We start from the raw sequence: 14,889 nt of genomic DNA on the forward strand, positions 1-14,889 counted from the left end.
ATGGGCCGGCATTGCCGGCCCATTTGCTATGTTCGGATCGATCAGATTTCGAACTGGTGCGGTCCGGTATTGTCCAGGATCAGATTGATATGCTCGGCGGCACTGGACAAGTTGGAGCCGTTGTCTTTGAGCACCGCGACATCTTGCCAGTTAGCGCCATCGAAGACCTGGATGGTCACATCCCCATCCACGCCGCCGCCAGCGGTGCCGGCTGCCTTGGTCGAGTTGTCGGCGTATTTGAACTGAACATCCGCGGCATCACCGGCTACGCTTGCCAGCAGGACACTCAGATCGACCGTGTCACCGACGAGATAGTCGGTGATGCTGTCTACGTTGGCGGCGCCCAGATCGCTGGCAGCATAATTAAAGGTGTCGTTACCGGTGCCACCAGAGTGTGCGTCGGTACCCAGGCCCCCGATAAGAATATCGTCGCCGTCACCCCCTGTGAGGATGTCGTTGCCGCTTCCACCGGCAAGGGAATCATTGCCCGAACCGCCATAGAGCTTGTCATTGCCGGACAATGTCGAGAGCGTGTCGTTGCCGCGGCCGCCCGACAGCACATCGGCCTGACCGTCAAGCCCACTGAGCGTGTCGTTGCCATCGGTTCCGAGCAGCGTAGTTTCAGACGCGGTGGTGGTATGCGCATCAGCATTAGCAGTGCCCTGCCAAGTACTCGGATCGGGCATCAGTTTTGCCGTCACTTCGCCCGAAACTGGGTCACCATCGCCATCGACGCCGGTCACTCCCATGACGATGTCAAACGGCGTGACCGTATTGGCGGTCGTAAAGCTCGGTGAGGTCAGGTTGAACGTGTTCGTGCCGGACAGACCCGTAATCTCGACGGCGCTGAACGGGTCGCTGTTCGAGATTATGGTAAAGGTGTCTCCATTGCCGATATTCGACAGAGTTACCGTGCCGTCAGGATTGACTGTGACCGTCGGCACCACGCCGCCAGCGTTTGCAACCGTCACCGTAATTGGCTGTGCCGTAGATTCACCGGTGTTGTCGCCAACAAAGATTTTGTCGTTGTCGGCATTTACTGCGCGTATCGTAAAAGTGGCCGTCCCGTTGCCGGAAATAGTTACCTTCTGGGTGTAACTACCGACTTCATAGTGTTCCGTGAAGGTACTTCCGATTTTTGTGCCATCGGTGCTTGCATTCTTCACCATGTCAAACCGAATGGTCTCGCCGCTTGTAATGCTATTTCCTTGGGCGACCCCCCACTCCGTATTGTTGGTGTTGACAGAATTACCACCGTTTGCCGTGATCAGCATATCGTTGGGCGAACCACCAGGAGAGTCCAGAACTACGGCTTCTGAATTGCCGCCCCCGGGATTGAGGAACGTCGTCGTGTTGAACGCCGCTCCGTTGAACAACGTGCCATTGGTGGCAAATGTCCACGTGCCGCTGACCGGATCAAGGGTAGCCACAAACCCGACATCGCTGCCGTTGGCAGCCGACGACCTACCTTGAACGGTATGACTGTCGACTACATGATAGAAAAGCTGTTCGCCGTTTAGGAATACCGCGTTGCCCATTTCGTCGGTAACGCTTGAACCTTCCGTCACATTGAACTCGACGTTGCCGACGCCATCGGCACCAGCAAAGAAGTTTATGTGCTCGCTTATTGCGGAATGCGCTGTGTTCTCGACGAATATCGGGTCAGGAGCCAGAATGCTGGGCGCGTCATCAACAATATTGACCGAGATCGTTCCGCTAATCTTGTCGCCGCTGGCATCGGTCGCGACGACAGTCACTGCGCTTAGAATGACATCAAGCAGCGAATTCGGCGCGAGATGATTGAAGCCATTCACCAAAGTTGCCGTAACGCTTATTGTTGCATCGGCCCCAGCCGCCCCACCCGTCGCCCCGCTCAGGGCCAGGATGAGCGCCGCCTGACCACCGAAAGAGAGCGTCAGCGTGCGACCACCGTCGGACAGCGCCCACTGCGCGGTGCCGCTGGCGATGTTGTTGACCGACGGGATCATCGATGTCGGGTCGGCAAAGACGATGGAGGTGATGGCTTCGCCCGTCGCATGGAACGTGAGGGTATTGGCATCGATGGCCGTCTCAGCAGTCGAGAGCGGCGTGGTGCCGGTCTTGGTGCCGGCAGCGAGGTCGTCACCGTTCTTGATGGTGTCCAATGCTGCTTCGTAGACCATCAGGGATGCAGCACCATCGGTCACCGTCGGCGTCGTGTTGGCGATGACGCTTGTGGTGCCCGTCGGTACCAGGTTCTCGTATTCTTCGTTGCCGCTGACCGTGTTGATCGAGTTTAAGATCGGCGTTGGGTAACCGAAGTTGTAGTGAACATCGACCGTCTTGGCCGTGTCGCCCACGTCCAGAACGATTGCGGTCCCGTTAGCCAACGTAAAGGTTAGCGGCGCGCCGCCAGTCGGGGAGAACGGGGTCAGGCCGGAACTCAAGGTGATCGTGTACGGTATGATCACACCGGTGGCATCGTAGGTCGCCGTGCCAGCAGTCAGGGTGGCGGTGACCACATCCTGGTCGTCCACGATGGTGGTCACCGCCGGCGTCTGGTCGGCTTGCAGCTGCTCGAACGCACCCACGGCATTGGCATTGGCCTGCACCGCCGTCTGGATGAAGTCGCTGACCGTGTCGGCCTCGACGTAGACGTCGTCCTCGCTAAAGGGAACCGCTGCGCTGTCCGCCGTGTTCGATCCTGCCGGGATCGTGATGATCAGACCGCTGTTCAGCGTCACCGTCACCGCATTGTTGGTCGTCACCGGGTTGCCAAGGGCATCCACCAGGCTGGCCGTGTAGACGATCGTGCCGGCCTGTTCGCCCGTCGACGGTGTCGCCGTCAGCTTGACCGTCACCACATCCTGGTCGTCCACGATGGTGGTCACCGCCGGCGTCTGGTCAGCTTGCAGCTGCTCGAACGCACCCACGGCATTGGCATTGGCCTGCACCGCCGTCTGGATGAAGTCGCTGACCGTGTCGGCCTCGACGTAGACGTCGTCCTCGCTAAAGGGAACCGCTGCGCTGTCCGCCGTGTTCGATCCTGCCGGGATCGTGATGATCAGACCGCTGTTCAGCGTCACCGTCACCGCATTGTTGGTCGTCACCGGGTTGCCAAGGGCATCCACCAGGCTGGCCGTGTAGACGATCGTGCCGGCCTGTTCGCCCGTCGACGGCGTCGCCGTCAGCTTGACCGTCACCACATCCTGGTCGTCCACGATGGTGGTCACCGCCGGCGTCTGGTCGGCTTGCAGCTGCTCGAACGCACCCACGGCATTGGCATTGGCCCGCACCGCCGTCTGGATGAAGTCGCTGACCGTGTCGGCCTCGACGTAGACGTCGTCCTCGCTAAAGGGAACCGCTGCGCTGTCCGCCGTGTTCGATCCTGCCGGGATCGTGATGATCAGACCGCTGTTCAGCGTCACCGTCACCGCATTGTTGGTCGTCACCGGGTTGCCAAGAGCATCCACCAGGCTGGCCGTGTAGACGATCGTGCCGGCCTGTTCGCCTGTCGACGGCGTCGCCGTCAGCTTGACCGTCACCACATCCTGGTCGTCCACGATGGTGGTCACCGCCGGCGTCTGGTCAGCTTGCAGCTGCTCGAACGCACCCACGGCATTGGCATTGGCCTGCACCGCCGTCTGGATGAAGTCGCTGACCGTGTCGGCCGCGACGTAGACGTCGTCCTCGCTAAAGGGAACCGCTGCGCTGTCCGCCGTGTTCGATCCTGCCGGGATCGTGATGATCAGACCGCTGTTCAGCGTCACCGTCACCGCATTGTTGGTCGTCACCGGGTTGCCGACAGTATCCACCAGGCTGGCTGTAGACGATCGTGCCGGCTCAGCCCGCCCGTCGACGGCGTCGCCGTCAGCTTGACCGTCACCACATCCTGGTCGTCCACGATGGTGGGTCACCGCCGGCGTTATCGATTTGGCTGTTGAACGCACCCACGGCATTGGCATTGGCCTGCACCGCCGTCTGATGAAGTCGCTGACCGTGTCGGCCTCGACGTAGACGTCGTCCTCGCTAAAGGGAACCGCTGCGCTGTCCGCCGTGTTCGATCCTGCCGGGATCGTGATGATCAGACCGCTGTTCAGCGTCACCGTCACCGCATTGTTGGTCGTCACCGGGTTGCCAAGAGCATCCACCAGGCTGGCCGTGTAGACGATCGTGCCGGCCTGTTCGCCTGTCGACGGCGTCGCCGTCAGCTTGACCGTCACCACATCCTGGTCGTCCACGATGGTGGTCACCGCCGGCGTCTGGTCGGCTTGCAGCTGCTCGAACGCACCCACGGCATTGGCATTGGCCTGCACCGCCGTCTGGATGAAGTCGCTGACCGTGTCGGCCTCGACGTAGACGTCGTCCTCGCTAAAGGGAACCGCTGCGCTGTCCGCCGTGTTCGATCCTGCCGGGATCGTGATGATCAGACCGCTGTTCAGCGTCACCGTCACCGCATTGTTGGTCGTCACCGGGTTGCCAAGGGCATCCACCAGGCTGGCCGTGTAGACGATCGTGCCGGCCTGTTCGCCCGTCGGCGGCGTCGCCGTCAGCTTGACCGTCACCACATCCTGGTCGTCCACGATGGTGGTCACCGCCGGCGTCTGGTCGGCTTGCAGCTGCTCGAACGCACCCACGGCATTGGCATTGGCCTGCACCGCCGTCTGGATGAAGTCGCTGACCGTGTCGGCCTCGACGTAGACGTCGTCCTCGCTAAAGGGAACCGCTGCGCTGTCCGCCGTGTTCGATCCTGCCGGGATCGTGATGATCAGACCGCTGTTCAGCGTCACCGTCACCGCATTGTTGGTCGTCACCGGGTTGCCAAGGGCATCCACCAGGCTGGCCGTGTAGACGATCGTGCCGGCCTGTTCGCCCGTCGACGGCGTCGCCGTCAGCTTGACCGTCACCACATCCTGGTCGTCCACGATGGTGGTCACCGCCGGCGTCTGGTCAGCTTGCAGCTGCTCGAACGCACCCACGGCATTGGCATTGGCCTGCACCGCCGTCTGGATGAAGTCGCTGACCGTGTCGGCCTCGACGTAGACGTCGTCCTCGCTAAAGGGAACCGCTGCGCTGTCCGCCGTGTTCGATCCTGCCGGGATCGTGATGATCAGACCGCTGTTCAGCGTCACCGTCACCGCATTGTTGGTCGTCACCGGGTTGCCAAGGGCATCCACCAGGCTGGCCGTGTAGATGATCGTGCCGGCCTGTTCGCCCGTCGACGGCGTCGCCGTCAGCTTGACCGTCACCACATCCTGGTCGTCCACGATGGTGGTCACCGCCGGCGTCTGGTCGGCTTGCAGCTGCTCGAACGCACCCACGGCATTGGCATTGGCCTGCACCGCCGTCTGGATGAAGTCGCTGACCGTGTCGGCCTCGACGTCTACGTCGTCCTCGCTAAAGGGAATCGCTGCGCTGTCCGCCGTGTTCGATCCTGCCGTGGGATCGTGATGATCAGACCGCTGTTCAGGTCACCGTCACCGCATTGTTGGTCGTCACCAAGCGCTGGCGCATCCACCAGGCTGGCCGTGTAGACGATCGTGCCGGCCTGTTCGCCCGTCGACGGCGTCGCCGTCAGTTTGACCGTCACCACATCCTGGTCGTCCACGATGGTGGTCACCGCCGGCGTCTGGTCGTATTTGCAGCTGCTCGAACGCACCCACGGCATTGGCATTGGCCTGCACCGCCGTCTGGATGAAGTCGCGCGACCGTGTCGCCCCTGACGTAGACGTCGTCCCTGGGCTAAAGGAAACCGCTGCGCTGTCCGCCGTGTTCGATCCTGCCGGGATCGTGATGATCAGCCCGCTGTTCAGCGTCACCGTCACCGCATTGTTGGTCGTCACCGGGTTGCCAAGGGCATCCACCAGGCTGGCCGTGTAGACGATCGTGCCGGCCTGTTCGCCCGTCGACGGCGTCGCCGGCAGCTTGACCGTCACCACATCCTGGTCGTCCACGATGGTGGTCACCGCCGGCGTCTGGTCGGCTTGCAGCCGCTCGAACGCACCCACGGCATTGGCATTGGGCCTGCACCGCCGTCTGGATGAAGTCGCTGACCGTGTCGGCCTGACGTGGTCGCCGTCCTCGCTAAAGGGAAATCAAGCTGCGCTAACCGCCGTGTTCGATCCTGCCGGGATCGATGATCAGACCGCTGTTCAGCGTCACCGTCACCGCATTAATGGTTTCGTCACCGTGGTTGCCAAGGGCATCCACCAGGCTGGCCGTGTAGACGATCGTGCCGGGCCTGTTCGCCCGTCGACGGCGTCGCCGTCAGCTTGACCGTCACCATCCTGGTCGTCCAGCCGATGGTGGCCGCCGGCGTCTGTCGGCTTGCAGCTGCTCGAACGCACCCACGGCTGGCATTGGCCTGCACCGCCGTCTGGATGAAGTCGCTGACCGTGTCGGCCGCGACGTAGACGTCGTCCTCGCTAAAGGGAACCGCTGCGCTGTCCGCCGTGTTCGATCCTGCCGGGATCGTGATGATCAGACCGCTGTTCAGCGTCACCGTCACCGCATTGTTGGTCGTCACCGGGTTGCCAAGGGCATCCACCAGGCTGGCCGTGGTAGACGATCGTGCCGGCCTGTTCCGCCCGTCGACGGCGTCGCCGTCGCTTCTGACCGTCACCACATCCTGGTCGTCCACGATGGTGGTCACCGCCGGCGTCTGGTCAGCTTGCAGCTGCTCGAACGCACCCACGGCATTGGCATTGGCCTGCACCGCCGTCTGGATGAAGTCGCTGACCGTGTCGGCCTCGACGTAGACGTCGTCCTCGCTAAAGGGAACCGCTGTGCTGTCCGCCGTGTTCGATCCTGCCGGGATCGTGATGATCAGACCGCTGTTCAGCGTCACCGTCACCGCATTGTTGGTCGTCACCGGGTTGCCAAGGGCATCCACCAGGCTGGCCGTGTAGACGATCGTGCCGGCCTGTTCGCCCGTCGACGGCGTCGCCGTCAGCTTGACCGTCACCACATCCTGGTCGTCCACGATGGTGGTCACCGCCGGCGTCTGGTCGGCTTGCAGCTGCTCGAACGCACCCACGGCATTGGCATTGGCCTGCACCGCCGTCCGGATGAAGTCGCTGACCGTGTCGGCCTCGACGTAGACGTCGTCCTCGCTAAAGGGAACCGCTGCGCTGTCCGCCGTGTTCGATCCTGCCGGGATCGTGATGATCAGACCGCTGTTCAGCGTCACCGTCACCGCATTGTTGGTCGTCACCGGGTGGCCAAGGGCATCCACCAGGCTGGCCGTGTAGACGATCGTGCCGGCCTGTTCGCCCGTCGACGGCGTCGCCGTCAGCTTGACCGTCACCACATCCTGGTCGTCCACGATGGTGACCTGGAAGAGCGCGTCGCTCTTGTCGCCGTCGCCGTCCGTCACCGTGAAGGTGAACTGATCGGTGCCATTGGAGACATAGGGATCGTCCTGCTGTGCAACAAAGCGATAGCTGCCGTCGGCTTTGACCTGCAGCGTGCCGTGATCGCTACCCATCGGCGCGGACCACCCATCGTTGCCAAAAATCAGTGGCTCGCCGTTGATCGCGGTCAGCGTCGCACCGTCGGCGCCCGGCGTGAAGGCCAGCGTGCCCGTGACGGTCACGCCTTCGTCAACGATTCTTGAACCTGCACTCGCCGTCGGGCCATCGTCGTTGACGGCCACGGTAATGCTGGACGTTGCGGTGGTCCCATTATCGTCTGTGACCTCAACCGCGAATGTGCCGCCGAAAACCTGGTCTGCCGGACCGCGGTCGGAATCGGCGTCGGTCCCCTGGGGAGCGCCTGGATCGGTATCGGTGTGGGTCAGCAGGTTGTCGGTAAGGACGAAACGGTAGTTCACGGTCCCGCCCGTCGCATTGGGTGTATATCCAATGACCTGCAGGATACCGGAGCCATTGGTGGCCGCGACAAGCGGGGCGTTGGGGGTCGCTGAGGCGAGATTGGAAAGCGTGAAAGTGGTATCGCCGATCTTGATCGATTGCACGCCGTCAGGCGCCACGATAGCGAAGCTGCCGGTGCCGATTTCACTATCGCCAGGCACTGATCCCGCCGGTTCCTGACCGCGAGCGGGCAGGCCCTTTTCGTCGACGGTCACGTCGCCGCCGGTATTGCCGATACCGGTAATGGTGACGATATCGTCCGCGCCATTGACGGCAATTGTCAGGGTGGTCTGGGCGGTGTCGCCATCACCATCGGTCAAGACATAGGTGAACTGCTCGCTCAGGGATTGAGTGGGCGTCAGGGATTGCACCAGGTGGAACGCCGCAGGGTTCTGCGCGACCGTGTAAAGCTCGTATGTATACTGCCCGTCTGCCTGGACGGTCAGTCGACCATAGAGGCCGTCGATGACATGATCGCCGTTATCGCCGACCCATTCAATCTTGCCCGGGCCGTCAGTGCCGAAAGTATCGGTACCAAGGCCTGCGTTGCCCGCAATGACATTGCCGGTCGCCGGTGCGCCGTCTTCGGTGACACTGTTGACGTCCGCAGCAACGCGCGGGCCGTCATCCTGGAATTCGACCTTGAGAGCGACAGGTGACGTCTTGGAAACCGCATCGCCGTCGGCGTCGGTCAGGGTGGCGGTAATGTGCAGAATGGCGGTGATAGTCGCAATATCATCATGGGCGGCGTTGCTGGACCCGTCGACCGAGTGGGCAATGGGCAAGTACTGACCAACCCAGACAATCCCGGCGCTATCAACGAGCACCTTGAACACCGTCAAATTTGTGTTCGCGGTCGTGCCGACGAGAACGCCGTTGGCATCGGTGTTGAGGATAATGGCTTCGCCAGAAGTGGACACAAGGCCGGACGCAACGTTTGTCAGGGCGGCGCCATTGGCACCGGTGATACCGAACGTGTATCCGCCGGGCGCGTCGGCGCCAACCATGCCAGCAAAGAGCGAACCAGTGGCCAGAACGCTGGTGCCAAGGCTTGCGACACCCGTTGCGCCTGCTAGCGCGCCTGGAACGTTGAGCAAGGACGCGTCGTTGGCCGAATTGGGATCGCCGGCTACGTTCTGCCCCAACGTCTCGTCATGGGCGATCTTGAGCGTTTCGAGCGTTGTGGTCGTGGTGTGGACGTCGGCTTCCAGGCCATAGACCTTGAAGGAATTGCCCGAACTGAGGGTCGTGTCGGAACCGACGGCGTCGGAGATGAACTTGTAACCGTTGTAGTTGCCGATCTTGACCGAGTCGAAGCCCGTGGCGCTGGTGATGACGAAATCGGCGTCGTCGGGCACGTTCTCGAAAACGATGCCGACCATGTTGGCGCCGTCATAGACATAATGCCAGCTTCCGACCGGAGCTGCGGCACCGTTTATCGTGATGACAAAATCGCCTGGCGAAACCACGCCACCATTGTTCATGACCTGCACGAAAACGACGGCGTCGTCATTCTGGCCGGCTTCGGCGGCGTCGATGGAGAAGCGCATGACATTGACGTCGTAGGCGGCGCCGTGGGTCGGGACACCATTTCCGTTGGGGACGTTGACGTTATCGAAGAAGGACAGGGTCAGGACTTCGGGGCCGCCCTTCTTGTCCTGTCCGTCGATCTGCTGGCCAGTTCCAATGCCTATCGAATTGTTGCTGGTGTTCGCCGTATCATCGTTGCCGTTGAGATCGTCACCCGTGATCCAGATTCCCTTGGCGGGATTGGCTGTGGTGACCCCACCCACGACGGCGTTGCCGCCCTTGAGGTCGAAGACCAGGGTGTCGGAGGTTGTGGTTGTGGTGGTTCCGGCAGGACGAGCCGTGAGAACGGGAATGTCGTCGAGAACGTCAACGACGAAGCTGCCTGCACCGAGCGCAATGCTGTCACCATCGCCGTCTGTGGCCTGAACAAAGCGCGACAGGTCGATCAGATTGTTGAGCAGGTTTTCCGCATTGTCCCCGTTGGTCGCATTGAGGGTCGGATGATCGATCTGGTCGTTGAGAGTGAACGTGTAGGAGCCGTCCGAATTGACCTTAAGTGTAAAAACCAGACGGTCCGAACCGTCCTGGTAGCCCGCAACACCGCTGTCGACATAGCCATAGAGGGTATCCCCGCCGCCTGCGACCAGGACATTGGCGCCCAGGGACGTCACACCGGCATTGGTGGGTGAAGTTGTTACGACCGAGAACGAGCCTTTGCCGTCGGCACCAAAGCTAACGAGATTGTTGAGAGAACCGGCGGCGCCAGTGTAAGTGGCAAGTCCGGTCCCGACGACTTCGCCTGGAAGGAGGGGGGATCCGTCCGGATTGCCGGTCGCCAGAGCCGTGTTCAAGCCATCTTCGTCGACCATCACAACTTGTGGGGCGTATTCACCCGCCATGGTCGGTCGATCGTCGTTGATCTTGACGGTCAGTTTGACGGGCGAGATGTCCCCGTCGCCGTCAGTCACCTGGAGATCGAGAGTGAGGGTCAGGGAGTCAGCTTGTTCGTTGGTCGGGGTCCCCAACTGCACCAGCGGTGCGTTGACCGTGAAGGTATAGGCGCCGTTCGGTTGCACGACCAGGGTGGCCACTGGTGCGTTGATGGGGTAGTGGGCACTGATGGCGGAGAAGGTCGTCACCCCGGTTTGCGGGTCGACCGACTTGACCCAGGAGGTGATGGCTTCAGGAACGCCGTCAGCACCCAACTTGTAGATCACCGAAAACTGCGTGATCCCCAACAGGTCGATCGTGGCCAGGCCATCGGCACCAGCGGCAAACAGGGTTCCTGCTCCACCAATGACCTGGCTATTGTTGACAATGGTGTCGGCGGGGGTGTTGTTGCCGGCAAAAAGGCTCTGAGCCTCGTCATCCAGGGTCAGGGGAGCAGTGACCGACTTACCCACCGGGGTGTCGTCGTCGACTGACACGCTCAGGCCAGCCTGCGTCGTGTCGCCATCGCCATCGACGATAGTTAGACCAAAGGCGAGCGTTTTATTGTTCTCGGCATTTCCGACGGGGTGAGCCAGTGGGGCCAGCATGGTAAAGACGTACGAGCCATCGTTGCCGACGGTGAGCACGGCGGCATTGGCACCGTTTACCGCGCCGGTCGCCGTGAAGGTGACCGAGCCATCTGGATTGGCGACACCAGGGTTCCAATTGACGGTCTGCTGGGCAGCCAGACCGTTGAGGTTGTAAATGACCGAGAAGACCGGCGCTGCGGTCAGGGTGATTGAACCGACACCATCAACACCGGCGTAGAACAAGGTACCGGGCAGACCGGCCGTGGTGGCGAAGTTGAAAAACACGTCGCCGCTGCCGCCAGGATTGCCCGGGAAGAGCGACTGTGCCTCATCATCGAGCACGACAAAGGAGGTCGCCTGGAAACCAGTGGGGGCGTCGTCGCGGAAGTGTATCCCGTTGCCGATGCTGGCTGAGATTGTCTTGGAGTCCCCGTCGCCGTCGGTGATGGTGACGGTCGCATTGAGGGCGCCGGCAATCTCGTCGAGCGACGCCAACTCATTGGCATTGGTCGGCTCGCCATGGGCAAGAGAGACATACTGGATGAGGGTTACCTGCCCAGTCTGCGGGTCCATATGCAGTGCAAAGGCAGCCGGATCCTGCCCAGACGCGCCATCATCAACGCGACCGACGATCAGTCCATTCTCGAGGACGAGATAAATGGGCTTGCCTTCGGTGGTCTGCAGCCCCGAATCCAGAGGCCCGGTGCTAGGCTCGCCAGCCTTGTTGGTCAGGGAGAAGCCGTACACCAGAGACTGGTTCGTAGCTGCGCCGTCCGAACCAAAGTCCAGCCCGGCGATGGTCACTGCGGATACCGAACTCTGGGCGAGGCCAAGAGGCAGGCCGAGCACTCCGCTTGGATCCTGGCCAGGCAGTGCAACCCCTGCGAACCGCGCGGCGAGCGCGATCGACTGCAGTACGGTCGCGTCGTTGGTACCGGTTTGAGCGAGGAGTGACTCATCGTGGGTCAGCGCGAACGCGCTATTTGCCGCAACATTCGCCACTGGGCCGTCATCGTCAAACGAGATGGGTGAGCCATTCGCGGTGATCAAATCGATCTGTGCAGACTGGGTGACTGTGTCGCCATCGCCATCGGTCCGCGTAACTGTCAGTTGCAGCTGGATCGCCGCAGCTTTGTCGCCAAGCGACAGAGTGACATTGCCGTCGAACAAATTTGCATCGGTGTGTTCGATCGCTTGGTAAAGCGTGGTCTGCAGCTGGCCGTCGACGATCTTGATGTCGAAGACGACAGCATTGCCCGCAGTTTTGCCTTGGATCACGCCGTCAACCAGGAACAGCGTGATCGGTCCGCCATTGGTGGCGGACAGATTGGTGGCAATGCCGCCCTCGAGCGGGAACCCGACAAAGCTCAAGACGCTGACATCGCCGCCGCCGTCCGAACCGAACGAGCCACCAACGGTGAACAGGCTGGCAAGTCCGGTGCCGCCGATGGCGGTCGTGGACCGGCCGAAATAGCCAATGCCATCATCGTTGTTGCCAGCGTCAGCAAGCTCACCCAGGCCGTTGAGGCGGTCGGGGCCGACGGTCTCGTCGAGCTCCATCGTCAGGCCAGCCTGAGCGCCCTCGCCCGTCGCGACACCAACCGCCAGGGTCGGGCCGTCATCGTCGAACGAGATCGGCGAGCCGCCAGCGGTGATCAGGTCGATCTGCGCCGACTGCGTGACTTTATCGCCATCGCCGTCGGTGCGGGTGACAGTGAGCTGCAGTTGGATCGGAGAATTCTCCCCACCGAGTGCGAGGGCAGTGTTGCTGTCAAAGAGGTTGTTATCGGTGTGCTCGATCGCCTGGTAGAGCGTCGTCTGCAGTTGACCATCGACGATCTTGATGTCGAAGACGACGACGCCACCCGCGGTACGGCCCTGGATGAAACCATCAACCAGGAACAGCGAGATCGGTCCGCCATTGGTCGCAAAAAGATTGGTGGCAACACCGCCCTGGGCAGGGAAGCCGACAAAGCTCAAGACACTGACATCACTGCCGCCGTCCGAACCAAACGAACCGCCAATAGCGAACAGGCTGGCAAGGCCCGCGCCGCCGACCGTGGTCGTGGCACGGCCCAGATAGCCAATGCCATCGTCATTGTTGCCGGCATCACCGAACTCACCGAGGCCGTTGAGGCGATCAGAACCGACCGTCTCGTCGATCTCCATCGCCAGGCCCGCCTGTACACCCTCGCCGGTCCTGACACCGACCGTCAAGGTCGGGCCGTCATCCTCAAACGAAATGGCGCCACTGCCAGCCGAGGCAAGCGGCACCTGAGCGGTTGCACTCGCCACATCGCCATCACCGTCGGTTGCGGTGACCGTGTATGTCAGGGACAAGACGTCATCGCCTGCTAGGGCAAGATTCAGGATGTCGTCTGCGCTCAGAGCGTCGCCGTGCGAGAGCGGAATGAGCTGCTGTACGAGAAGGCTCACACCGGTCGGGTCGGACGCGTCGATCAGCGAAATATGAAACGCGATGAAGCCGCCTGCCCCACCAACGCGACCGGTTATCGAGCCGTCCGCTTCGCTGAAGAGATAGATCGTTCGGTCGGAAAGCCCGGCGAGCTGGGTGCCAGCTACTCCTGTGGCAGTCAGATTGGTCGAAACGCCCTGCCCCGAACCGCTCAGCGAGAGCGCAAATGCATGGGCAACGGTGCCCGCATCGGCGCCCAAACTGACCGTGGCAGAGAACAATGCAGCCAAGGCATTGTTGGCCCCATTGGCCGTAGCGACTTGACCGAACGCCTTACTGCCGACTTCCGCCAGACTTGTGGTGAGATTTGCCGACGAAAAGCCGGCGCCATTTGCGTCATCAACTGCGGGGTTTGCATCGCCGACCTTGATGCCAAAGGTCTCGTCCAGACCGAGTTGAACGCCCGAGCCCTCGCCCACACCGGGCGCCGTTACGAGGGCCACCTCAGGGGTGTCGTCATCAATATTGACCGTAAGAGTGCCCTCGGCGGCGTCGCCGTCGAAATCTGTTACGCGATAGACGATGTCAAACTGAACATTGTCTTCATTAGAGCCGGCATGACTGATAGCTGCCAGTTGCTCAATCTGGTACTCGCCGCTGGTCGCGTCGCTCAGCGTGACCCGCATGACATCAACGCCATCCTGCAGGATGGTAAGGACCAGCCCGTCATCGGAGATGGAAAACGAAAAGCCCGAGCCAGCCGGAAAATCGACACGGTCGAACACGAGCGCGCCGACGCCGTTGCCGCCGAAATCATGGGCAAGCAGACCAGTCAGCGGGCCCGAAAGGTCGTCACCCAGGCCACCAGCATTACCGCCGGTCAAATCGTCGTCGTCGAGAAGGGCAGCGACATTGGTACCCACGGTCGGCTCGTCGACCAAACCTTCAAAGAATGGACGCTCCTGATTGTTCCCGAAAGACAGGGCAGTGGGATCGAGAAGGCCACCGATAGCAAACGCGTCCCCAATATTGCCAACGGGCACCTGGAAATTGCCACCCGAGCCACCACCGGGGCCGCCGGCGGGGCCACCCGCAGCGGCACCAGGACCGGCCGCAGCCTGAATGTCATTGGCGGCAAACAATGCTGCTACGGTTTGCGGCGGGATCTCGATCGCGCCGATCATGACCGTCAGGCCTTGGACCGCGCCATTAGTAACAACAATTACAGAACCATCGGGCTGGACGAACTCGAGGTTCGCTCCGTTAACCCTAGGCTGGTCGATACTGGCGCCGTCTGGCAGACGAACGACGTTTCCTTCGTCGACCCCAACGGTGAGCGGTTGCCCAGACGGCGAGCCGCCTAGTCCTTCGACATCACCATTAAGTTCCGCGACGTGAATGACCTCACGGATGGTGACATCCGTCGATCCTTCAAATTGGCCAGCATCCACCGCAACGTCATTACGCTCAACCATGGCCCACTCATTAATAACTGATTAACTTTGAGCCGAGTCCTATTCTTACTAAAGCGTTTACTCAATCCAAGGCGATCGCTGTTTGCATACCTGAATAT

Annotated in this window: 3 protein-coding genes; all 3 read right to left on the reverse strand. The window is 61.5% G+C overall.

What is annotated here, in order from left to right; all coding sequences use genetic code 11:
* Positions 1-41: 41 nt before the first annotated feature.
* A complete protein-coding gene (locus tag IM737_RS20950) occupies positions 42-5,321 on the reverse strand; it encodes a beta strand repeat-containing protein (RefSeq protein WP_272906529.1) in 5,280 nt (1,759 codons plus the stop codon).
* 153 nt (positions 5,322-5,474) lie between these two features.
* Entirely contained in the window at positions 5,475-5,987 is a 513-nt protein-coding gene (locus tag IM737_RS10960; protein ID WP_236893922.1) for an immunoglobulin-like domain-containing protein, read from the reverse strand.
* A gap of 176 nt (positions 5,988-6,163) precedes the next feature.
* A complete protein-coding gene (locus IM737_RS10965; protein WP_236893923.1) occupies positions 6,164-14,500 on the reverse strand; it encodes a DUF5801 repeats-in-toxin domain-containing protein in 8,337 nt (2,778 codons plus the stop codon).
* Positions 14,501-14,889 lie beyond the last annotated feature (389 nt).

This window comes from Devosia sp. SL43 (assembly GCF_021729885.1).
Classification (GTDB): Bacteria; Pseudomonadota; Alphaproteobacteria; order Rhizobiales; family Devosiaceae; genus Devosia.

Excerpts from the sequence above, each read along its gene's own strand:
- IM737_RS10965 (WP_236893923.1), bottom strand. The coding sequence starts at position 14,500 with ATGATCGGCGCGATCGAGATCCCGCCGCAAACCGTAGCAGCATTGTTT.